Annotated in this window: 19 protein-coding genes; 2 read left to right on the forward strand and 17 right to left on the reverse strand. The window is 40.6% G+C overall.

Features of this window, described 5'->3' with window-relative positions:
* From E7A03_RS09745 to E7A03_RS09765, 5 genes are all read right to left on the reverse strand, one after another.
* On the reverse strand, positions 1-98 hold a 98-nt coding region (locus tag E7A03_RS09745), incomplete at its 3' end, for a GTP-binding protein (RefSeq protein ID WP_038034850.1).
* Positions 99-148: 50 nt separating this feature from the next.
* On the reverse strand, positions 149-2,224 hold the full coding sequence (gene fusA / locus E7A03_RS09750) for an elongation factor G (protein WP_004693557.1): 2,076 nt from the start codon (positions 2,222-2,224) through the stop codon (positions 149-151).
* 15 nt (positions 2,225-2,239) lie between these two features.
* Positions 2,240-2,710, reverse strand: coding sequence for a 30S ribosomal protein S7 (rpsG, locus tag E7A03_RS09755; RefSeq protein ID WP_004693556.1), 471 nt, complete (start codon positions 2,708-2,710; stop codon positions 2,240-2,242).
* 52 nt (positions 2,711-2,762) lie between these two features.
* Entirely contained in the window at positions 2,763-3,137 is a 375-nt protein-coding gene (rpsL, locus tag E7A03_RS09760) for a 30S ribosomal protein S12 (RefSeq protein WP_004693554.1), read from the reverse strand.
* Between the two features lie 76 nt (positions 3,138-3,213).
* Positions 3,214-3,459: a L7Ae/L30e/S12e/Gadd45 family ribosomal protein gene (locus E7A03_RS09765; protein ID WP_060919550.1), complete on the reverse strand. Its 246-nt coding sequence runs from the start codon at positions 3,457-3,459 to the stop codon at positions 3,214-3,216.
* Positions 3,460-3,814: 355 nt separating this feature from the next.
* Between E7A03_RS09765 and E7A03_RS09770 the strand changes: the two genes are divergently transcribed.
* Positions 3,815-5,836 carry a BCCT family transporter gene (locus E7A03_RS09770; protein WP_314050891.1) on the forward strand — a complete coding sequence of 674 codons (2,022 nt, stop codon included), beginning with the start codon at positions 3,815-3,817 and terminating at the stop codon, positions 5,834-5,836.
* Between the two features lie 124 nt (positions 5,837-5,960).
* Here E7A03_RS09770 and rpoC read toward each other — a convergent pair whose 3' ends face one another.
* From rpoC to E7A03_RS09785, 3 genes are all read right to left on the reverse strand, one after another.
* Positions 5,961-10,163, reverse strand: a complete 4,203-nt coding sequence (rpoC, locus tag E7A03_RS09775) for a DNA-directed RNA polymerase subunit beta' (RefSeq protein WP_316074095.1) — start codon at positions 10,161-10,163, stop codon at positions 5,961-5,963.
* Positions 10,164-10,192: 29 nt separating this feature from the next.
* Positions 10,193-14,359, reverse strand: a complete 4,167-nt coding sequence (gene rpoB / locus E7A03_RS09780) for a DNA-directed RNA polymerase subunit beta (RefSeq protein WP_038125698.1) — start codon at positions 14,357-14,359, stop codon at positions 10,193-10,195.
* Positions 14,360-14,689: 330 nt separating this feature from the next.
* Positions 14,690-16,105 (reverse strand): aspartate ammonia-lyase, encoded by a 1,416-nt coding sequence (locus E7A03_RS09785; protein ID WP_316074096.1) that lies wholly within the window; start codon positions 16,103-16,105, stop codon positions 14,690-14,692.
* 267 nt (positions 16,106-16,372) lie between these two features.
* Between E7A03_RS09785 and E7A03_RS09790 the strand changes: the two genes are divergently transcribed.
* Positions 16,373-18,013 (forward strand): ArnT family glycosyltransferase, encoded by a 1,641-nt coding sequence (locus E7A03_RS09790; protein WP_316074098.1) that lies wholly within the window; start codon positions 16,373-16,375, stop codon positions 18,011-18,013.
* A 42-nt stretch (positions 18,014-18,055) separates the two neighbouring features.
* On the opposite strand, the gene rplL is transcribed toward E7A03_RS09790, so the two are convergent.
* The 9 genes from rplL to E7A03_RS09835 form a co-directional block, all read right to left on the reverse strand.
* The gene (gene rplL / locus E7A03_RS09795) at positions 18,056-18,424 is read right to left on the reverse strand and encodes a 50S ribosomal protein L7/L12 (RefSeq protein ID WP_004693540.1); all 369 of its coding nucleotides are present in this window, start codon (positions 18,422-18,424) and stop codon (positions 18,056-18,058) included.
* Between the two features lie 70 nt (positions 18,425-18,494).
* The gene (gene rplJ, locus E7A03_RS09800; RefSeq protein WP_008602491.1) at positions 18,495-18,992 is read right to left on the reverse strand and encodes a 50S ribosomal protein L10; all 498 of its coding nucleotides are present in this window, start codon (positions 18,990-18,992) and stop codon (positions 18,495-18,497) included.
* A gap of 175 nt (positions 18,993-19,167) precedes the next feature.
* Positions 19,168-19,878: a 50S ribosomal protein L1 gene (gene rplA / locus E7A03_RS09805; protein WP_004693536.1), complete on the reverse strand. Its 711-nt coding sequence runs from the start codon at positions 19,876-19,878 to the stop codon at positions 19,168-19,170.
* A 76-nt stretch (positions 19,879-19,954) separates the two neighbouring features.
* Positions 19,955-20,380: a 50S ribosomal protein L11 gene (gene rplK, locus E7A03_RS09810; RefSeq protein WP_004693535.1), complete on the reverse strand. Its 426-nt coding sequence runs from the start codon at positions 20,378-20,380 to the stop codon at positions 19,955-19,957.
* Between the two features lie 109 nt (positions 20,381-20,489).
* Entirely contained in the window at positions 20,490-21,026 is a 537-nt protein-coding gene (gene nusG, locus E7A03_RS09815) for a transcription termination/antitermination protein NusG (RefSeq protein WP_008602485.1), read from the reverse strand.
* Positions 21,027-21,038: 12 nt separating this feature from the next.
* A complete protein-coding gene (gene secE / locus E7A03_RS09820; RefSeq protein WP_004693531.1) occupies positions 21,039-21,260 on the reverse strand; it encodes a preprotein translocase subunit SecE in 222 nt (73 codons plus the stop codon).
* A 43-nt stretch (positions 21,261-21,303) separates the two neighbouring features.
* Positions 21,304-21,453, reverse strand: a complete 150-nt coding sequence (rpmG, locus tag E7A03_RS09825; RefSeq protein ID WP_004693530.1) for a 50S ribosomal protein L33 — start codon at positions 21,451-21,453, stop codon at positions 21,304-21,306.
* Between the two features lie 280 nt (positions 21,454-21,733).
* Positions 21,734-23,968, reverse strand: coding sequence for a nitric-oxide reductase large subunit (locus tag E7A03_RS09830; RefSeq protein ID WP_155086572.1), 2,235 nt, complete (start codon positions 23,966-23,968; stop codon positions 21,734-21,736).
* A 335-nt stretch (positions 23,969-24,303) separates the two neighbouring features.
* The coding region (locus E7A03_RS09835; RefSeq protein WP_462889696.1) for an EF-Tu C-terminal domain-related protein at positions 24,304-24,463 on the reverse strand (160 nt) is incomplete at its 5' end.

Genomic DNA, 24,463 nt, shown 5'->3' on the forward strand with positions numbered 1-24,463 from the left:
GTGATTGCAGCAGTCAAAGTAGTTTTACCATGGTCAACGTGACCGATTGTACCGATGTTAACATGCGGTTTCGTACGTTCAAATTTTTCTTTTGCCATTTTAAATTATCCTCCGAGGAAAATAGTAATTCTATTAATCTAATATGAGATTAACCGTTTTTCTTTGCTTGAATTTCTTCAGCAATTTTCTTAGGAACTTCTTCGTAATGATCGAATGTCATAGAGTAGTTACCACGGCCTTGCGTTTTGGAACGAAGGTCAGTTGCGTAACCGAACATTTCACTCAATGGAACATATGCTTTGATATGTTGGGAACCATTACGAGCTTCCATGCCGTCCATGCGACCACGACGAGAGTTCAAGTCACCGATAACGTCGCCCATGTATTCTTCAGGAACGTCTACTTCTACAGCCATGTATGGTTCAAGCAATGCAGGGTCTGCTTTGCGAGCACCTTCTTTGAAGCCCATAGAACCAGCAATTTTGAAGGCCATTTCGTTGGAGTCAACGTCATGGTAGGAACCATCAAATACGATAACTTTAACATCAACCATAGGGTACCCAGCGATAACACCGGATTCCATAGCTTCTTTAACACCGCTTTCAACAGGTCCGATGTATTCACGAGGAATCGCACCACCTACAACCTTGTTTTCAAACTCGAAGCCAGCACCTGGTTCTTGAGGAATCAATTCCAACCAGCAGTGACCATATTGACCACGACCACCAGATTGACGTACGAATTTACCTTCAGCCTTAACAGCTTTACGGATAGTTTCGCGGTATGCTACTTGAGGTTTACCTACGTTACAATCTACTTTGAATTCACGGTTCATACGGTCAACGATGATGTCCAAGTGAAGTTCGCCCATACCGGAGATAATAGTTTGACCTGTTTCTTCATCAGTACGAACTTTGAAAGTAGGATCTTCTTCTGCCAAACGAGCAAGAGCTGTACCCATTTTTTCTTGGTCAGCTTTTGTTTTAGGTTCAACAGCAACGGAGATAACTGGTTCAGGGAATTCCATGGACTCAAGGATTACAGGAGATTTTTCATCACACAATGTGTCGCCTGTAGTAGTATCCTTTAAGCCAACCGCCGCAGCGATGTCACCAGAATATACGCGTTCGATTTCTTTACGGGAGTTAGCGTGCATTTGAAGAATACGACCGATACGTTCTTTTTTACCTTTAGTGGAGTTGAAAACGTAGGAGCCAGATTCCAATGTACCGGAGTACACACGGAAGAACGCTAATTTACCAACATAAGGGTCAGCCATGATTTTGAATGCCAATGCAGAGAATGGCTCTTCATCAGAAGAAGGACGAGTTGTTTCTTCTTCAGTACCAGGAACAACACCTTTAATAGGTGGGATGTCGATTGGAGCTGGCATGTAATCGATAACAGCATCCAATAACATTTGAACACCTTTATTTTTATAGGAAGAACCACAAAGAACTGGGAATAATTGGTTAGCAATAACAGCTTTACGCAATGCCGCTTTCAATTCTTCCACAGAAATTTCTTCGCCTTCCAAATATTTCATCATGATATCATCATCTGTTTCAGCGATAGCATCGATCATCATTTCGCGACGAGCTTCTGCTACTTCTTGATATTCAGCAGGGATATCAGTGATTTCATATTCTTTACCGTCATCGGATTTATAAATTTCCGCTTTCATAGTCATCAAGTCAATGATGCCTTCGAAAGTATCTTCAGCACCGATTGGTACTTGGATAGCTACGGAATTTGCACCCAAACGAGCTTTCATCATGTCAACTACGTTGAAGAAGTCAGCACCTACAGTATCCATCTTATTTACATAAGCGATACGAGGTACGCCGTAGTTAGAAGCCTGACGCCATACTGTTTCGGATTGAGGTTCAACGCCACCTTTAGCACTGAACACCGCAACAGAACCGTCAAGTACACGTAGAGAACGTTCTACTTCTACAGTAAAGTCAACGTGACCAGGAGTATCGATGATATTGATACGATGTTCTTTCCATTGACAAGTTGTTGCAGCAGAAGTGATTGTGATACCACGTTCTTGCTCTTGCTCCATCCAGTCCATCGTAGCAGCGCCTTCATGTACTTCGCCGATCTTGTGAACGATACCTGTATAGTAGAGGATACGTTCTGTAGTTGTTGTTTTACCAGCATCGATGTGAGCCATGATACCGATATTACGAGTTTTTGCTAAGGAAAACTCTCTTGCCACAGTTGTCACCTCTTATTACCAACGATAATGAGCAAACGCTTTATTAGCTTCTGCCATTTTATGAGTATCTTCTTTTTTCTTGATTGCAGCGCCTGCATTGTTGAAAGCGTCCATCAATTCGCCTGCCAAACGTTCTTTCATAGTGCGTTCACCACGAAGACGAGCATAATTTACAACCCAACGAATACCGAGGGTTTGACGGCGATCAGCACGAACTTCAACTGGCACTTGATAGTTCGCACCACCGATACGGCGAGCACGTACTTCAAGTACAGGCATAACATTTTTCAATGCTTGATCAAAAACTTCCATTGGGTCTTGACCCATTTTGGAACGAATAATTTCGAATGCATCATATACGATAGTTTCAGCAATGCCTTTTTTACCATCGTACATAACTTTGTTAATGAAACGTGTTACTAATTTGCTGTTGTACACCGGATCTGGAAGTACATCACGTTTCGGAACAGGGCCTTTTCTTGGCATGTTCAATTCCTCCTTTATAATGATGTGTGTTAATTTCGTTTAATGGCTAAAATTATTTTTTAGCTTTTTTCGCACCGTATTTGGAACGACTTTGCATACGATTTTGTACGCCAGCTGTATCCAATGCACCACGAACGATGTGATAACGCACACCTGGAAGGTCTTTTACACGACCGCCTCTGATAAGTACAACACTGTGTTCTTGTAAATTGTGACCAATGCCTGGGATGTAAGCAGTTACTTCAATAGCGTTTGTCAAACGTACACGGGCAACTTTACGAAGCGCGGAGTTTGGTTTCTTTGGAGTAGCTGTGTACACACGAGTACATACACCACGTTTTTGTGGAGATTCTTGAAGGGCAGGAGCTGTAGATTTTTTAGTCAAACTCATGCGGCCTTTGCGTACTAGCTGATTAATTGTTGGCATTTGGGCACCTCCTTTCCAAATTTGAGATTTATAATTGATCCGTCATAACAAAATGTTACATCGGATATTACCAAGATTAACGTAGGACGCCTACAGCTGTGGCCCGCACCTTAATGCGACACGCACGACCGAGATCATCCATGGTGTGCTCGTCATTCACAGGTATTCCCTGTTCTTCACAAGCAATCCGTAAAGGCTGTACCACACGTTCATCACTATCACAACCCAGGAACACGTACTTCACAGCACCTTTAGCAATTTGTTTCAACGTTTGCTTGGCACCGATTGTTTTGTTCACCGACTTCAGATGGGCAATGTCCATTGTACTAATTCTCCTTACGAAATTATGCCCATTAGGCATACCTCGCCTAAAGCACTATGTAAGTATATCAATTACATCAGTCCATGTCAAACAATTTCCAATGTCACACACCGCTCTACAGCTGCATTTTATATGTACACTCATCCGTGTGTTTCATTTAATCTTAAATTATAAATGAAGAGTGATTTTTTATTCATATATCATTATTTTTATGTATAAATAATCATTCTATGCATTCACTATTATTTTTTCTTTTACCAATTATGCAAAATTAATATAAACACCATTTTATTATGATATAAATTAATACAGAACAAATATTTGTATTTATAAGTTACTAAATAAAGGAGATTATATGATTAAACTCATTAAACGTTATTCAAACTTTAATCCCCCTGTAATTATAGGTAGCTTGTCTATCGTCTTAGGGCTGAGCTTATGTGCCCTTCTGATTCCGCAAATTTCTCAAACGATCCTCCAAGGGGTTCGTGATATTATATTTGAAGATTTCAGCTGGTTTTATGTTTTATCCATAAGTCTCTTCTTTATCTTCAATATCTTTCTTGCACTTAGTTCGCTAGGGGACATCAAACTTGGTAGCGATGATGAAGAAGCGGAATTCTCGTATACCGCCTGGCTCGCCATGTTATTTGCGGCCGGTACCGGTGTAGGTCTCATGTTCTTCGGAACTGCTGAGCCGCTCTCACATTATCACTCTGCTGTAAGCTTAGTCGATAGCACATCTAGTGCCAAGGAAGCATTATTCCGCTCCATCTTCCACTGGGGCATCAATGCATGGACGGTATACGGTATTATGGCTTTAGCATTAGCGTATTTTGGTTTTCGCTATAAATTGCCATTATCACTACGTTCATGTTTCTATCCGCTGTGGAAGGATAAAATCAATGGCCCACGAGGGCACATTATCGATATCATCGCACTTTGTGTAACTTTATTAGGTATCGTAACCACCTTAGGATTTGGCGCCGCCCAACTAGGTGCAGGGTTCCTATATATTGATATCATCTCCACTAATGACTTTTCCGCACAAACGGTCATCATTATCGTCATTATGTCCATTGCCGTTCTATCTGCTGTTACAGGTATTGATAAAGGCGTTAAGCTGCTCAGCGAAGTCAATATATCTGTTGCATTAGTCTTAATGTTTTTTGTACTATGTGCAGGTCCTACATTACTCCTATTAAATACAATGGTAGAAAACTTTGGATACTATCTATCACATATTTTAGGGCAAAGCTTCTATACATCTATCTATACACCAGAAACCCGACCATGGTTCTTCAGCTGGACCATACTATTCTGGGCCTGGTGGTTATCTTGGGCACCATTTGTGGGCATGTTCATTGCGCGTATTTCAAAAGGTAGGACTATTCGGGAGTTCATCTTTGGGGTACTCATTATTCCAACTGTATTTACTATCGTTTGGTTTACTATCTTTGGTAATACTGCAATTTATATCGATGAAACAGTAGCAAACGGTGCACTCGGTGCATTAACCGATAAACCAGAACAACTACTCTTTGCATTCCTTGAATATTTACCTTTATCCGGTTTAACTAGTCTTCTATCGATTATCGTATTAGCATTATTTTTTATCACATCTGCCGATTCAGGCATTTATGTGTTAAATAATATTGCGGCCTATGATAAATCCACTTCATCTCCAAAGTGGCAATGCTTGATGTGGGGCTCTGTAATGTCCTTTCTTGCCATCAGTTTGCTCAGTATTGGTGGGCTTAATGTACTACAATCGGTAACGCTCATTCTCGCCTTACCATTTGCAGCCTTGATGGTTATCATGTGCTACAGCTTATGGCAAGGATTATTGACAGATACGCAATACTTTAACACAAAACTTTCAACCACATCCATCTACTGGGACAGCAAGAACTGGAAACAAGGTCTTGCCAAAATACTCAACCAAACGCAATCGGAAGATGTTATTTCCTTTATGAAAACAACAGCATTGCCTGCTATGTATCAGCTCAATAAAGAATTAACCGAAGAGTACGGATTAACTACGAGAATTGACAAACATTTCAATGGTAACGACGCCTCCGTAGAGTTAACCATCGAAAAAGAATCAATGCGCAACTTTACCTACGGCATCAAACTCGTTACGCAAGAGGTATCGGATCATCTCATCGAAGATCCTAACATTCCTCACATTACTGAAAGTACCAACGCAATTCCTATGACATATTTCAGTGACGGACGCGCCGGATACGATGCGCAGTATATGACACGGGAGGATATCATTACCGATATCATTCGACAGTACGAACGATATCTTACTTTATCGGATGACGTCGGTTATGACATCATGGCTCATGACGCGGAAGAAGCAGCTGAATAGAAACCAATAATACCTATAACAAAAGGGTGCACCTCGCAGGTGCACCCTTTTTATTATGTCGCACAATATCAACTATGCAACAAGTCTATACAGTTAATATAGCTTAACGGCTAATCCAAAGTAATTAATCTTCAGACATAACCTCTTCCGTAATATCAATGATTTCAGGTGTATTTTTTACAACTTCAATCTTACGGTAACGACTCATGCCTGTACCAGCAGGAATCAACTTACCGATAATTACGTTTTCTTTCAAGCCCAATAATGGATCGATTTTACCCTTGATAGCAGCGTCGGTAAGAACACGTGTTGTTTCTTGGAAGGACGCAGCGGACAAGAAAGAGTCCGTTGCCAAAGCGGCTTTCGTAATACCCAATAGCGTGCGTTTGCCTGTAGCATTTTCACGACCATTGAGGGTAAGACGACGGTTTTCTTCGTCAAAGGTATTAACGTCCACCATATCCCCTGGAAGCATATCCGCATCGCCAGCTGTTTCAATTTTAACTTTATGAAGCATTTGACGAACGATAACTTCGATATGTTTATCGTTAATTTCTACACCTTGGGATTTGTATACTTTTTGTACTTCGTATACGAGGTAACGTTGAGTTGCTTCAGTACCCATGACGCGCATGATGTCATGAGGGTTGATAGAACCTTCTGTCAAACGAGCGCCCAAGGATACCACGTCACCGTCTTTAACGATAATGCGGGAACCGTAAGGAATGAGGTAATCAAGTTCAATACCATCTTCACCAGTGATAAAGATAGTGTTCGTACCTTTCTTACCTTCATTAGGTACAACGCGAACTGTACCTTCGTTTTCGGCAATGATAGCATTACGTTTTGGTTTACGAGCTTCGAACAATTCTTCGACACGTGGCAAACCTTGTGTAATATCGTCACCTGCGACACCACCAGTATGGAATGTACGCATTGTCAACTGAGTACCCGGTTCACCGATGGATTGTGCTGCAATGATACCTACCGCTTCACCAACTTGAACTTGGTTGCCAGTTCCTAGATCACGACCATAACACTTGCGACATACGCCATATGGGCTACGGCAAGTCAATACGGAACGGATTTTTACTGTTTCATAATATTTTACAACTTCATCAGCTAACACCTCTGTGATTTCACCATTAAGAGGAACGATGACTTCGCCAGTTTCCTTATTAACTAATTCTTCAGCTGCAATACGACCTACGATACGGTCTTTTAATGGCTCGATAACACCAGTGCCTTCAACGATAGCTTCCACTTCAATACCGTGGATTTCATTGTTCCGCACTTGTACTTCTTTTACATCGGAGTTAAGGATAGCTTCGATGCCTTCTTCGGTGAGACGTGTATCAGCTGGGAAGATTTCTACCCCTTCGCTGTCAACGATTGCTTGTACAGTATCCTTGTTCAACATATTTTGAACCATAGTTTCTTTCAATGTTGCACGGATACTATCGTCGCTTTCACCAAGAATAATTTTTTGAACCAAGTTAGTATGATTAATATCGCTATCAGAGCCCAAATGTGCACCGCGCAATGCGATAGATGTAACACCAGCTTCAGCAATATCTGCCAAGCATTGTTCATCCAAGATAGTTTCAGCTGGTACAACAAGTTCCCCTGTTTCAGCATTCACAACATCTTTATCTAAAACGCGACCAATAAGTTTATCTTTAAGCAATTCTAATGCTTGACGTGGGGATGTAGCCAAGCGAGCACGTTCTCGAACGAGATCGATACCTACAACGTCACAATCGTCCTCACGAACGATTACGTCTTGAGATACGTCAACGAGACGACGTGTCAAGTAACCAGAGTCAGCTGTACGAAGCGCTGTATCGGCCAAACCTTTACGAGCACCATGAGAGGATGTAAAGTAATCCAATACAGTCAAGCCTTCTTTAAAGTTTGCTTTAATTGGCAAGTCAATGATTCGACCAGATGGATCGGCCATCAAACCACGCATACCAGCAAGCTGACGAATCTGTTGTTTATTACCACGGGCACCAGAGATAGCCATCATGTAAACAGGGTTAAAGCCGTCTTTATCGCACGCCATATTATCCATCATCGCATCGGTAACATCTTCTGTTGCCTTTGTCCATAATTGGATAGTTTTACGATAACGTTCTTCTTCTGTAATAAGACCACGACGGTACATACGAGATACTTTTTCTACCTCTTGTTCCGCTGTATCTAACAAACTAGTTTTAACTTCTGGTACTTTAATATCAGCAATAGCTACCGTCATACCTGCGCGACGAGCGAAGGAGTAACCCAAGGACTTGATGCGGTCCAATAGTTCTGCTGTTTTTTCATTACCAAACAATTGGAAACATTGATCAACCAATTTACCAACTGTTTTCTTATCCATAACCTTACCTAAAGAGTAAGTGCCATCTTCACGTTTCTCGTATTGCCACAATTCTGGGAATAAAGCATTGTTGAAGATCAAGCGACCTGCTGTTGTTTCTACACGGCCATGATCAGGTAAACGGATATAAAGAATATCTTGCAAACCAATGATATGAGACTCATAGGCAAGCATAACTTCATCATAGGTAGCAAATGTTTTTGCTTTATCACGAGTATCTTCGCGTACAACTGTTAGGTAGTATGTACCTAAGATCATATCTTGAGAAGGTACTGCTACTGGCTTGCCGTCCTTAGTAGACAAAATATTATGGCTAGAAAGCATCAATGTACGAGCTTCCGCTTGTGCTTCTACGGACAATGGTAAGTGACACGCCATTTGGTCACCGTCAAAGTCGGCATTGAAGGCTGTACATACTAATGGATGCAATTTGATAGCACGACCTTCCCAAAGGATTGGTTCGAAGGCTTGGATACCAAGTCTATGCAATGTAGGGGCACGGTTCAAGAGAACTGGATGTTCTTTAATTACCTCTTCCAAGGATTCCCACACGCCAGGGCCAATTCTTTCAACTTGGCGTTTAGCAGCCTTGATGTTGGATGCTTGACCGCGTTCTACCAAACGTTTCATAACGAATGGTTTGAACAATTCTAATGCCATCTCTTTTGGCAAACCACATTGGTGCATTTTAAGTTCAGGACCTACTACGATTACGGAACGACCGGAGTAGTCAACACGTTTACCGAGCAAGTTTTGACGGAAACGACCTTGTTTACCTTTAAGCATGTCGGACAAGGATTTCAATGGGCGGTTACCAGGACCTGTAACAGGACGACCGCGACGACCATTATCAATCAATGCATCAACCGCTTCTTGAAGCATGCGTTTTTCGTTGCGCACGATGATATCAGGAGCACCCAAGTCGAGTAAACGTTTCAAACGGTTGTTACGGTTGATAACACGACGGTATAAATCGTTGAGGTCAGATGTAGCAAAACGGCCACCATCTAATTGGACCATAGGACGCAATTCAGGTGGGATTACAGGAACGATGTCCATAATCATCCATTCTGGACGGTTCCCAGATTGACGGAATGCTTCTACTACTTCCAAACGACGAACTGCACGGATTTTACGTTGACCACTAGCAGTGTTCAACTCTTCGCGCAATTCGGCATTCAATGCTTCAAGATCAAGTTCTGATAAGAGAGCTTTTACCGCTTCAGCACCCATGTCGATACATGCGAAGAGAACCTCTTCAGCAGCGCCTAACTCATAGCGTTCTTCGCGAGTTAATTCTTCGTATTCCTTATCAGCTTCTGGTATTGTTGCATCATCACGAAGAGCCGCATTATAGCGCTCTTTGCGTTGTGCTTCACGAACAATAGCTAAACGTTCATTACGTTGAGCCACTGTTTCGATTACGACGGATTTACCACCGATAGTATAACCGTCTTCATTAAATTGAGCTTCGTATTCGCGGTATTCTTGCTCGGACAACAATTGACGTTTTGTCAATGGTGTACCAGCTGGATCTACTACGATGTAGGAAGCAAAGTATAATACGCGTTCCAAAGAACGTGGTGATATGTCAAGGATAAGACCCATACGGGATGGGATTCCTTTGAAGTACCAAATGTGAGATACAGGAGTAGCCAATTGAATATGGCCCATACGTTCACGACGTACTTTCGCACGGGTAACCTCTACACCACATTTGTCGCAGACTACGCCTTTATGGCGGATGCGTTTATATTTGCCGCAGTGACATTCCCAGTCCTTTGTTGGTCCAAAAATGCGTTCACAGAATAGACCATCACGTTCTGGCTTCAACGTACGGTAGTTAATTGTTTCAGGTTTCTTAACTTCCCCATGAGACCAGGATAAAATCTGCTCTGGAGAGGCTAAACCGATTCGCATGGAATCGAATTCATTTACGTCTAGCACTACTATCGCTCCCTTCCTTATAGATAGTTTTAGTCTTCATCGTTAGAGGAGTCGCCCATTGGGTACGCCAATTGGCTAAGGATATCATCTTCACCGCCATTATCAGCTGGTAAGTCTTCCTCTTCCTCTTCCTCTACTTCTGGTTCTACTACAGTTACTTCATCAGTTTCTACAGCACTGCCTTCCATAACTTCTTCAATACCAGTTTCTACCACCTCATCTTCGTCCTCAAGTTCTTTCATAATAACTTCTTCTTGATCTTCGTTCAAGATTTTTACATCGAGACCGATACTTTGAAGTTCTTTAAGCAATACCTTGAAGGACTCAGGTACACCTGGTTCAGGGATGTTTTCGCCTTTAACGATTTTTTCGTATGCTTTCACACGACCAACAACGTCGTCAGACTTAACAGTTAATAGCTCTTGAAGGGTATAGGCTGCGCCATATGCTTCTAGAGCCCAAACTTCCATTTCCCCGAAACGTTGGCCACCGAACTGAGCTTTACCGCCCAAAGGTTGTTGTGTAACAAGGGAGTACGGACCTGTAGAACGAGCATGGATTTTGTCATCAACCAAATGATGGAGTTTAAGCATGTAAACGTAACCAACAGTGACGCGGTTATCCATCGGTTCACCAGTACGACCATCATATAGAACAGTTTTACCATCATCAGGACGACCTGCAATCGCCAATGTTTCGAATACGTCCTTTTCGTGAGCACCATCAAATACAGGTGTAGCAATATGAATACCTGCTACATCTGGTTTTGGCATGCCATATTTGTCAAAATCATAGCCAAGGCTTTCCAACTCTTTGCGAATTTCAACGCGTTTTTCTTCAGCAGAGTGAATGTTGTTAAGAGTATTCTTGACTTTGCTAATTGCCTCTAATTCTTCTACAAGCGCAGGATCCATTTCAGGAGCCTCTTCTTCAGAATCAAAGAATTCTACATGAAGTGCATTGTATTTAGCTTCAATAGCTTTAAGCTCTTGGTAACGAGCTTCGCCACCCATAGCATCCAATTTCTTTTGCGCTGCTGCTTCTACATGTTTTAAAATTTTAGTTTTCAAAGCAATGATTTGCTCATTTTCTTCGAAATGATTTACCGTAACATCTTCCGCAACTTTCGCTTCCAATACCTCAATTTGAGCATAAAGGTCGCGGATTGTATCGATTTGTTCCCAGTAAGATGCATCAGTACGGGCTTCTTTCAACACGTTTTGAATGTGAAGGTCTGTAGCTTTGATTTTCATACCTAAGCCTTGAACAGCCCACCCCAAGTGAGTTTCAAGAACCTGACCGATGTTCATACGAGAAGGTACGCCCAATGGATTCAATACGATTTGTACTGGAGTACCATCTGGAAGGAATGGCATATCTTCTTTTCTCATAACGCGAGAAACGACACCTTTGTTACCATGACGGCCCGCCATTTTATCGCCTTCATGAATCTTACGTTTTTGAGCGATATATACGCGAACAAGTTTATTTACGCCTGGTTGTAATTCGTCGCCATTTTCACGGGTGAAGACTTTTACATCTACGACTTTACCAGATTCGCCATGAGGCACGCGCAAGGAAGTATCACGAACTTCACGTTCTTTGTCACCAAAAATAGCACGCAACAAACGTTCTTCTGGAGTAAGCTCAGTTTCACCTTTTGGTGTAGCTTTACCTACAAGGATATCGCCAGGATGTACTTCTGCACCAATGCAGATAATACCATCTTCGTCTAAGTTTTTAAGTGTGTCGTCACCTGTATTAGGCAACTCACGAGTAATTTCTTCAGCACCTAATTTAGTATCACGAGCATCACATTCGTATTCTTCAATATGAATAGATGTATAGATATCTTCTTTGCAGAGTTCTTCACTAAGCAAGATAGCATCTTCGTAGTTATAACCTTCCCAAGGCATGAACGCTACAAGAACGTTATAACCTAATGCCAATTCGCCGCCATCTGTAGCAGGACCATCAGCCAATACTTGGCCTTTTACAACATGGTCCCCACGATTGACGATTGGTTTTTGGTTAAAGCACGTAGATTGGTTAGAACGAAGGAATTTATTCAAATGGTATGTATCAACACGACCATCGCTATCGCGAAGAACGTGGATTTCATTACCCCAACAACGTACAACTTTACCTGCTTCACGCGCCAATACGCAAACACCAGAGTCAGTAGCTGCTGTATATTCCATACCTGTACCAACAAGTGGTGCTTGAGCACGCAAAAGTGGTACCGCTTGACGTTGCATGTTCGCACCCATCAAGGCACGGTTAGCATCGTCATTTTCAAGGAATGGAATCATAGCTGTACCAATAGATACAACTTCTTTTGGACTAACGTCCATATAGTCAACCTTATCCGGTGTAACTTCTAATACATCATGACCACGACGACAAGCTACGTGTTCAGTTGTGAAGTACCCCTCTGCATCAAGTGGAGAGTTCGCTTGGGCAATTGTCATGCCTTCTTCTTCATCAGCTGTCATGTATACTACGCTGTCAGATACGCGCACTTTAACAACCTTGTCAGCATCCTTGCCTTTACCATACACTTTTTCTACTTTACGGTATGGTGCTTCGATGAAGCCAAATTCGTTTACCTTTGCATAGTTGGACAAGGAGTTAATCAAGCCAATGTTTGGACCTTCTGGAGTTTCAATAGGACACATACGACCATAGTGAGAATGATGCACGTCACGAACTTCGAAACCTGCACGCTCACGAGACAAGCCGCCAGGGCCAAGGGCAGAAAGACGACGTTTGTGAGTCAATTCCGCCAATGGGTTTGTTTGGTCCATGAACTGAGACAATTGAGAAGAACCAAAGAATTCTTTGATAGCTGCCACTACAGGGCGAATATTGATCAACGCTTGAGGTGTAATGGATTCAGTTTCTTGAATGGTCATGCGCTCACGAACAACACGTTCCATACGAGTTAAACCGATGCGGAATTGGTTTTGCAACAATTCGCCTACGCAACGAAGGCGACGGTTACCCAAGTGGTCGATATCATCTGTATGACCTGCACCATCCATAAGGTTGAGCAAGTAAGAAATGTTAGCGATCATGTCTTCACGTGTTACTGTACGGTGATCATATGGTAAGTTGCAGTTATTACAGATAACTTTAGACTCTACACCATCATTATTTACGATATAGAATTCAGCAAAACCTTCACCATCGAAAACATGGCTATTAGCAACGATATCAAGTTGTTCTTCCCCAACTTGTACGCCTGCATCAAGGATAATTTCGCCAGTTTCTGGATCTACAATTGGTTGAGCTAATGTTTGACCCAACATACGTTGGCGCCAGCCAAGTTTTTTGTTCAATTTATAACGACCAACGCGCGCTAAGTCATAACGGCGTGCATCGAAGAACAAGTTATCGAACAAGTTACGAGCAGACTCTACAGTCGGAGGCTCGCCTGGACGTAATTTTTTATAGATTTCAACCAATGCTTCATCAGCAGATTGAGTTGTATCTTTTTCTAATGTACGAACGATGCGTTCATCATATACTGGTAAACCATCCTCATCAGTTTTACCATTCCAGAAGAGGTCGAGGATACTTTCATTCGTATCCCAACCTAATGCACGTACCAATACAGTAGCTGGTAATTTACGGTTACGGTCAATACGAACAGCCACCACTTCACTAGCATCTGTTTCAAGTTCAATCCATGCACCACGGTTAGGAATAACTGTGGAATCATACAAACGGTTACCCATTGTATCGATTTCTTTATTGTAGTAAACGCCTGGAGAACGTACCAATTGGGATACGATAACACGTTCTGCACCATTGATGATGAAAGTACCTGTATCTGTCATCAATGGGAAATCGCCCATGAATACTTCTTGTTCTTTAATGTCCATATTTTCTGGATCATTATTTACCAAGCGAATATTTACACGAAGTGGTGCTGCGTAAGTAGCATCACGATTTTTACATTCATTAATATCATACTTAGGTTCACCTAAGCTGAAGCCTTCAAAAGAAAGTACTAGATTACCTGAATTGTCTTTAATCGGAGAAATATCGTTGAAAATATTTTGTAAACCACTCTCCAAGAACCACTCATACGATTTACGCTGAATGTCCAATAAATGCGGCATCTTGATAACTTCGTTAATTTTAGCGTACGTATAACGAGTCCGTTTGCCTACCTGTTCAGGTTTGAACATATTTGCTTTCACCCCTATCAAAACACACTGGTCTACCATTTTCTATAACGGCATGAAAAAGACATCTTACAGGTCTCAGTTTTCCTGCTCGGACAACGTCAAATAAAGCAAGGTCCATTTCATTTTTAAAATAACCTTGCTTCCCATTAACCAAGCACAACCTTGGAAGAAAACCTCATCACTATTTGTGTTATAGTTTTTACATCCAAAAGCAGAAAACGCTACTTTTGCAATATATAATTTTATCAGTATTAAAAAAGACTGTCAACCAAAAGGGTTGACAGTCTTTCATCTTCATGCTTTATTCATGCACCAAAAGAGAACCATAAATTAGTTGCCTTTTTGTTTTAAAAGATTCGCACCAGCGATACCAGGGCGAGTCATTTCTTTAGGAGAAAGAATATGATTAATTTCATCCTCAGTTAATAAACCTTGATCCAAGATAATATCGCGAATAGCTCGACCTGTTTCATACGCTTCTTTCGCCAATGCAGAAGCTGTTTCATAACCAAGATGTGGCAACAATGCTGTTACGATACCAACGGAACGATTCAACCAGTACTCGCATTGTTCACGGTCTACTTCAAGATCAACGAGCAATTTATCAACGAATGTATTTACACCATTTTTAAGGTAGCAAAGGTTATTGAACAAGTTGTATGCCAATACAGGTTCCATAACATTTAACTCGAATTGACCATTTTCTACAGCTAATGTAATAGTAGTATCATTACCGATAACTTGATAACACACTTGGTTCAATACTTCGGCGATAACAGGATTTACTTTTCCTGGCATGATAGAGGATCCTGGTTGACGGGCAGGCAATTTTAATTCACCAATGCCACAGCGAGGACCAGATGCCATTAAGCGAAAATCATTTGCCATCTTAATCAACACAAGTGCAGTTACCTTCAAACCGCTAGAGATATCAGCAAATACATCTGTATTGTTTGTAGCATCGATTAAGTTCTCCGCAGTGTAGAACGGTTCGCCAACTACTTCACTAAGTTCATACGCCACATCATGAATGTAATTAGGTTCAGCATTAAGACCTGTACCAACTGCAGTAGCACCCATGTTGATTACATGTGCACCTTCAACGGCGGATTTAATGCGTTTAATACCACGACGAATACCAGATGCATAAGCGCCCATCTCTTGTCCCAACGTAATAGGCACTGCATCTTGCAAATGAGTACGCCCCATTTTTAAAATTTCACTATATTCTTCAGCTTTTCTCTCAAGCTCATCAACAAGACGTTGCAAAGCTTCAAGTAACGGTTTAGATTTCAAAATTGCACAAACTTTAATCGCTGTTGGGAAAGCGTCATTTGTAGATTGTGCCATGTTACAGTGATTGTTAGGGCTTACAATATCATAGCTACCTTTTGGATGGCCTAAAATTTCACAAGCACGATTTGCCAACACTTCGTTCATATTCATATTCACAGAAGTGCCAGCACCGCCTTGAATTGGATCAACTGGAAATTGGTCAGCAAATTCACCTGCAATAACTTCATCAGCTGCTTGAACAATCGCTTTACCGATAGATACATTGAGACGACCTGTTTTCATATTAGCTAAAGCAGATGCTTTTTTTACCATCGCTAGAGCTTTAATAAAATCTTGGTCTAAATGTTTCCCTGTAATATGGAAGTTTTCTAAGGCACGAATCGTTTGCACACCATAATATAACTCATCCGCTACTTCTAATTCACCTAGGAAATCATGTTCTTTTCTCATAATAGATCCTCTTTCCACTATTTCATATATTAGATGATAGTTTAATGAAACGGTTTTATCTTATGCGCTCATTATAGCATGTATTTTGTATACATAAAAGTCATTTCATATATTACGAATAAACAATATTCTATACAATATATTATTTCATAAATATTTTCTATAACTATTTCCATATTTATAAAGGCTCTATTTTTATCTTTGATTAGTTTAAATATTACACGCCCTATAGTACAATAATATAAACTATATAAGTAAGGAGTAACTATGATTAACAATCACATGCTGCGCATAGGTGCGCTCTTTTTATTAACCGTTTTATGCTACGGCTTTTATAATGCCTATTTGCCAATCACTGATCCGGTGGAGTCCAACTATGTTCTCTCCGCCATCACCATGCTAAAACACAACTCATGGATATCCCCCATGATATATGATCACGTATGGTATGATAAACCACCGCTCACCTATTGGGCACTTATGATTACATACAAACTATTTGGCATATCTGACTTCACGTCTCGTATACCGAATACGCTTGTTGCGGGAGCTAGCGTGGCCCTAATGTATCATATAACTTACCGCATATCTAAAAGTACCTTTGCCGGTATACTCTGTGCGATTTTATTAATGAGTACACTACAGTTTTGGTATATATCTCATGCAGTTATAACCGATGGATTTCTATTTTTCTTCACCTTAGCTATATTTGGATATAGTTATTTAGCTTTTACCAATAATGACAGGTCAGCTATGGTGAAAGCTTACATTGCTGCGGCCTTAGCCGTGATTACCAAAGGACCTATAGGCATTATTTTACCTGGGCTGATATTACTTATTTATATATGTGCACGCCACGCCATCCATAGAAAGGATAAAATCTATCAACTTTCAAAGGATATAAAATTACTATTTAATCCCTTAGGACTATTAGCCTTTATAGCGATAGCTAGCCCTTGGTATATTGCTATGTATTCCATTCACGGTGAGCAGTTTATTTCCGGATTCTTAGGTCTACACAATGTAGATCGAGCTCTTATATCTGAACATCCTAAATTTAATGTATGGTATTACTATCTATTAATTGTGCCCCTTTCACTATTACCATGGACACCTGTAATAGTCTATCATTTAAAAGATCTTAACTGGAAAGATGATTTTGATCTATTAGGTATTATATGGTTTATAGTTATAGTTCTATTCTACTCTCTAGTAGCTACAAAGTATCTAACCTACACATTACCTGCCATTATCCCTTGTATAATATGGGCGGCTGTAAAAATTTGTGAATTAGTTACTGACAAAGAAACCGGTGAATTTACTCAATCATTCAAAAAGTTTAATTATTTAATTACCCTACCACTAGGTATTTACTACATGATTTTTACATTTGCTACAGCTTTTGATAAAAGTCTTGATAGTAAACCGTTAATCGTAGGTTCCTTTATTATAGTATGTATGATTTTAATCGGTCGATACTACATAACATCATTTTTCAAACTAGCAATATATGCTTTAGTTCCACTAATTACTTTATACTCGGCTATTACGATTACAGTACCACCGATATTGTTTAATCAGTCTGGTTTACAGTTCAAAACGTTCATCGAAGATACATCAAAACCAATATATATATATGGCAGTTACTATACTTCTATTGTATATTACATGGACACTACACCTACCCAAGTTTTTGTAGATACGACAGATGATTCTATATGGACCGAAGGCAAAACATTGATGCCTACAATAACTAAAGAAACATTTTTAAGTAATACATCAAATAATCGCGGTGCCTATGTCATCGTTCCTAAAAAATATGATAAGGATTTCTCTAATACATTACCGTATCCAAAAGCCAAATTAGTTAACAAAACAAAACTCGCATCAATTTATAAACTCCAATAGAAAAAGGCGTACCCATAAGGTACGCCTTTAATATGGTTAGAATTATTTCAATTCTACGGATGCGCCAGCTTCTTCTAATTGAGCTTTCAAAGCTTCAGCAGCTTCAGCAGCAACGCCTTCTTTTACAGGTGCAGGAGCGCCGTCAACGATAGCTTTAGCTTCTTTCAAGCCAAGACCAGTTGCTTCACGAACAACTTTGATTACGTTGATTTTAGATGCGCCAGCATCTTTCAAGATTACGTCGAAGGAATCTTTAGCAGCGCCGCCTTCAGCACCACCAGCAGCTGCTACAGCTACAGGAGCTGCTGCAGTTACGCCAAATTCTTCTTCGATTGCTTTTACAAGATCATTAAGTTCAAGGATTGTTGCTTCTTTCAATTCAGCAACGATGTTTTCAATGTTCAATGCCATTTTAGATTTCCTCCATAAATTAGTTTATAGTGCCAGCCTCAAGCGGCCAACGAATACTTTGCAAAAAATATTATTCTGCAGGTTTTGCTTCTGCAACAGCTTTGACAGCGTATGCAACATTGCGAACAGGAGCTTGCAATACGGAAAGCAACATGGAAAGCATACCTTCGCGATTTGGAAGAGATGCAATTGCTTTAACGCCTGCTGCGTCCATAACTTCGCCTTCAACGATACCAGCTTTAACTGTTACAACTTCTTTTTCAGTTGCTTTGATGAATTGTTCGATTACACGAGCAGGTGCAACAGCATCGTCTTTAGAAGTAGCCAACGCAGTTGGACCTTCTAAATGCTCAGCGAAACCTTCAAGATTCAATTCGTTTGCAGCGATACGAGTCAAAGTATTTTTGATTACTTTGTATTCAACACCTTCAGCCAACATTTTGCGACGAAGATCAGTTGCTTGCGCAACAGTTAAACCAGAGTAACCAATCAATACAGCACCTTTTGCTTCAGAAAGAGTTTCTTTCATTTGAGCAACGATTGCTTTTTTTGATTCAGTGACAGCCATTAGATTACCTCCTTGTAGATTTTTTTGGTGCTCTATGTACTATCTTAGCGTAAAAACGACCCCATCGCACGCGATGAGGTCGTAACTAGTCCTAGGTTGTTCTAGTGTCAGCCTCAGCGGGCGGATTTTTATCCATTATACATACCAGCCGTCTACAGCTAAGAGACATATTTAATTATTGCTCTTTGGAAACAGTGCTCAATTTGAACACATTCAAAGGTACACCAGGGCCCATTGTAGCGGACAAGGTTACAGATTTAATGTATTGACCTTTAGCTGCTACAGGTTTAGCCTTGATAATAGTATCAACGATTGTACGGTAGTTGTCAAGTAATTTTTCTTCATCGAAAGATGCTTTACCGATAGAGCAAGAGATAATACCTGCTTTATCAGTACGGTATTCGATTTTACCAGCTTTGATTTCGTTTACTGCACGAGCAACGTCTGGAGTTACTGTACCAACTTTAGGGTTTGGCATCAAGCCTTTAGGACCCAAAATTTTACCAAGACGGCCAACTTGACCCATCATGTCTGGTGTAGCAACTACTACGTCGAAGTCGCTCCAACCACCTTGGATTTTAGCTACTAACTCTTCAGAACCTACAAAATCTGCACCAGCTTCTTCAGCTGCCTTAATATTGTCGCCTTTTGCGAATACAAGAACGCGTTTAGTTTTGCCAGTACCATGAGGCAATACTACTGCACCACGAACTTGTTGATCAGCGTATTTAGGGTCGACATTCAAGTTGAAAGCAATTTCAACTGTTTCATCGAAATTTGCAGTTGCAGTTTTCTTAACCAACTCAATTGCTTCTACTGGTTCGTAGAATTTACCAGCTTCAATAAGTTTTACTGCTTCAGCGTATTTCTTACCTACTTTTGCCATTATAATATCCTCCTTATGTGGTCAAACGGGAATTCCCTCCCACCGATTTGCGCCTTATGCGCAAGTCGTACGCTTATTAGTCAACGATTTCAATGCCCATGCTGCGAGCAGTACCTTCCACCATGCGCATACCTTGTTCCACGGTATTAGCATTCAAGTCAGGCATTTTCAATTCAGCAATTTCACGAACTTTATCGCGACCTACTTTTGCTACTTTATCACGGTTAGGTACACCAGAACCTTTTGGAATACCTGCAGCTTTTTTCAACAATACTGCAGCTGGTGGAGTCTTAGTGATGAAGTCGAAGCTACGATCTTCATATACGTTAATAACTACTGGAATAATTAAGCCAGCTTGTTTAGCAGTACGTTCGTTGAATTCTTTTGTGAAAGCAACGATGTTAACACCTGCTTGACCTAGTGCAGGACCAACTGGTGGTGCTGGAGTAGCTTTAGCGGCTTCAATTTGTAGTTTTACTTGTTTAACTAATTTCTTAGCCATGGGTAATTAAACCTCCTATGCTTATACTGTGGTGGTAACGGATATATATCCTCCCACTGGCAACCAAAATCGATTGCTCTTTTTAGAGTTATATTATTATATTTATATATTAAAGAGCTTTCTCAACTTGAGAGAACTCTAACTCTACCTCGGTATCTCGATTGAACATTTCTACGCTAAGTTTCAATGTTCCTTTATCAGGGTTAAGTTCGGTAATAACACCTAGTTTATCTTCAAAGGCACCGGACGTAATGCGAACCGTTTCACCAACTTCTACATCAACGTTAATGGTTGGTTTCTTATCCAAGCCCTGAGACTTAAGTATATGTTCTACTTCGGAATCAGAAAGTGGAACTGGTTTTGTAGCAGAGCCAACGAAACCTGTTACACCTGGCGTGTTGCGTACAACATACCAAGAACGGTCATTAACTTCCATTTCCACCAATACATACCCAGGAAATATCTTGCGTTTTACTACTTTTTTAACCCCATCTTTTTCATCTATTTCGTCTTCAAGAGGCACCAAAATTCGGCTGATCACATCTTGTAGCCCCATAGATTGAACTTTAAGTTCAAGAGTGGTTTTTACTTTATTTTCGTAGCCTGAATAGGTATGAATTACATACCACTTCTTATCTGCTTCCATGTAATGGCCCCCTTATCCAACAAAGTGCAACAACGTATTAAAAAGTTGGGCAAAGAGTCCATCAAGCACAGAAATAATCAAAGCGATGAATATAGTCACTAAGAATACTACAATTGTGTAATTGATAAGCTCTTTTTTTGTTGGCCAGACTACTTTTTTTAGTTCAGCTTTCACACCGCGGAAGAATTTTCCAAATCCACCACGCTGCTGCACTGCTGAGTTAGACTTTGCCATTGTGTTTCACATCCTCAAATCAACAGGTAATGAATGATAAGAATTATTTTGTTTCACGGTGTAATGTATGTTTACCGCAGAATTTGCAATATTTCATCATTTCAATACGATCAGGATTGTTCTTTTTATTCTTGTTCGTTTGATAGTTGCGTTGTTTGCAATCTGTGCAAGCTAAAGTAATGGCATTACGCATCCGGATACACCTCGCTTTATATTTACTAAATCTGTCTCTTGTACTCGAAAACGCTCGACTACATACTAAAAAACTATATCATACGTAGCAAGCGATGTCAAGAAATTAAGCAACTCAAAAAAGCCAGGCACGTATGCCTGACATGGATAGTATAACAGACAATGGCGCCCTTTGTCTACCCAAAGAACGCCATGTCATATTAGCTTATAGTTAGCTTATATGTCTATATATTATATTTAATATTATATTTACATATTTACTATTATTGCTTCGTTTATTACTATTTCTTTGTGAAAGTTACTTTCACGATTTGCCAGAAGAAGGCCAATGCCCCCAATATCATGATGGTATCGCCAACCATGCGAAGCCAACGCAAATTTTGTAACAATGGTTGTTGCATAAAGTCTTCGCTGCGAGCGAGCCATAAGCCTTGTGTTACACTTGCCCAACTTTGAATCAAGCCAATTGGCAATAGGCTGATAAGAACCATCAACGCAAGGCCCCAGTTCAATGCCCAGAAGCCGAATTTCATCAACTTATCATTAAATTCTACCTCAGGTCGAATATAACGAGCGATGAGGAATACAAAGCCTAAACTCAAGAACCCGTATACGCCAAACAACGCCGTATGAGCATGAACAGCTGTCGTATTTAGACCTTGAATGTAGAATAAGGAAACCGGCATATTGATTAGGAAGCCGAAGATACCGGCCCCTACCAAGTTCCAGAAGGATACGGCAATAAAGCAATATACAGGCCATTTTAATCGATGCATCCACGGTGCACTATGAAGGCGTGTATAATTTTCAAACGCTTCATAACCTAAGAGTACAAGAGGCACTACTTCCAACGCGGAGAACGATGCCCCTGTGGCCACGATAGTCGATGTAACACCGGTAAAATAAAGATGATGGAATGTACCAGGGATACCACCGATAAGGTAAATAGCACCAGACGAAATCGCTGCTATAGTACCTGCACGATAGGATACGAGACCAAGAGTTACGAAAATAAAGGCCATCAACGTAGTAGAGAATACTTCAAAGAAGCCTTCTACCCAAAGGTGAATAACCCACCAACGCCAGTACTCCATGATTGCCAAATGACTGTGTTCCCCGTAGAAAAGACCTGGGCCATAGAAAATACCGACCATCACAACAGAGAAAATAAAGGCGGCAATAAGGTTTTTATCCCCTTTATTTTTGAAAGCACCAATGATGCTGCGCACCATGAGCACAAGCCAAAATAGTATGCCAATATATTCAATCCATTGCCATACGCGGCCCAACTCAATAAACTCATAGCCTTGGTGACCCAAGTAGAAGTTTAGAGACGCCGGAATCTCATGAGCAACACCCAAATATGTACCTGTAAAGGAACCCACTACCAACACAACGAGTGCCCAGAACAAAATATCCACGCCCAATTTTTGGAACTTAGGATCTTTACCGCCATTAATAATCGGCGCCAAGAATAAACCGGCACTCAAGAATGCCATCGCAATCCAGAACAAGGATGCTTGAATATGCCAAGTACGAGCAATAGAATATGGGAAATACTGCGCCAATGGAATGCCATAGAAAGCCTGTCCTTCTACGGTGTAGTGCGCAATGATACCACCCATACCAAGTTGGAGTAAAAATAATGCCAAAATCGTAAATAAATATTTTCCTAAAGACCGTTGAGACGGTGTGAGATGCAATTTGGAAATTGGATCTTCCGCAGGCGGTGTTAATTCATATTCATCTTGTTTGCGACCGAATGCCCACATCCATACGACAATACCAATACCACAAAGTAAAATAATAACACTCACAACAGACCAAGCTACGCTTTCCGGTGTTGGATTATGATCTAACAATGGCTCGTGAGGCCAATTGTTGGTGTATGTTGCATCTGTACCAGGACGTTGAGTCGATGCCATCCACGTAGTCCAGAAGAAGAATCGTGCCATATCAATACGATCTTTTAATTCTGGCAACGTATTATCTTTCATCGCAAAATGATCGCGTGTTTCGGACAATTTAGGGTTATCACCATAAAGTTCAATAAAATATTGTCCGGTTAAATTCATCGCTGTAATACGTTCCGGTGAAAGCACAACAGTTCCATCTTCACGAACAGCACTGTTAAAGTACTCTGCTTTAACTGCTTCTTTAACAGCCGCTTTCTGCACATCACCTAACTGTTCATAAAGAACACCAAAAGCTTCTTGAGACTTGATATCAAGCATTACGGACACTTCTTTGTGCAACCAATCAGCTGTCCAGTCCGGGGCTTGATATGCGCCATGACCTAGTACGGTCCCTACAGATTGACCACCTGTAGATTGCCAAGCCGATTGACCATGTAAGATATCATCCTTAGTGAACAAAACCTGTCCATCTTGAGATACATACGCGGTTGGTACCGGTGGCGCTTGATGATATACATCAGTACCCAAATAGCCAAGAATAGAGAATCCAATAATAAGAACTGCTACTACGGCTATCCAATACTTTTTGTATTCGCCCATCACATTACCTCCTTTTCTATAAAAGCACAAAAAGAGAGCCTATGCTCTCCTTATATATAATATACACTAATTTTATAAATAAAGTTGTATCTAAGGTTACAATATATTAAAATTTCTTCTCAATTTGTATCAATAGTATGATTATTCTTTGAAGCCTGAATACAACGTATATGTCACATTACAAAATCATCATTGTTTCAATATATTAGTGATTCAATCCTATACTCTTAATCATCAAAATATATAAAATAAAAGGGACCCAACGGGTCCCTTTTATTGAATCTAAAATTCAATTATATAGCTAATGTATCGATACATTGAGCTATAAACTTGTATTAACCTTCGATTTCTGTTACTACGCCAGCGCCTACTGTATGGCCACCTTCGCGGATCGCGAAGCGAAGACCTTCTTCGATAGCGATTGGAGTAATCAATTCGATTTCCATTGTTACGTTATCGCCAGGCATACACATTTCTACACCTTCAGGAAGGTTT

It is taken from the genome of Veillonella parvula, assembly GCF_032472435.1.
In the GTDB taxonomy this organism is placed as follows: domain Bacteria; phylum Bacillota; class Negativicutes; order Veillonellales; family Veillonellaceae; genus Veillonella; species Veillonella parvula_N.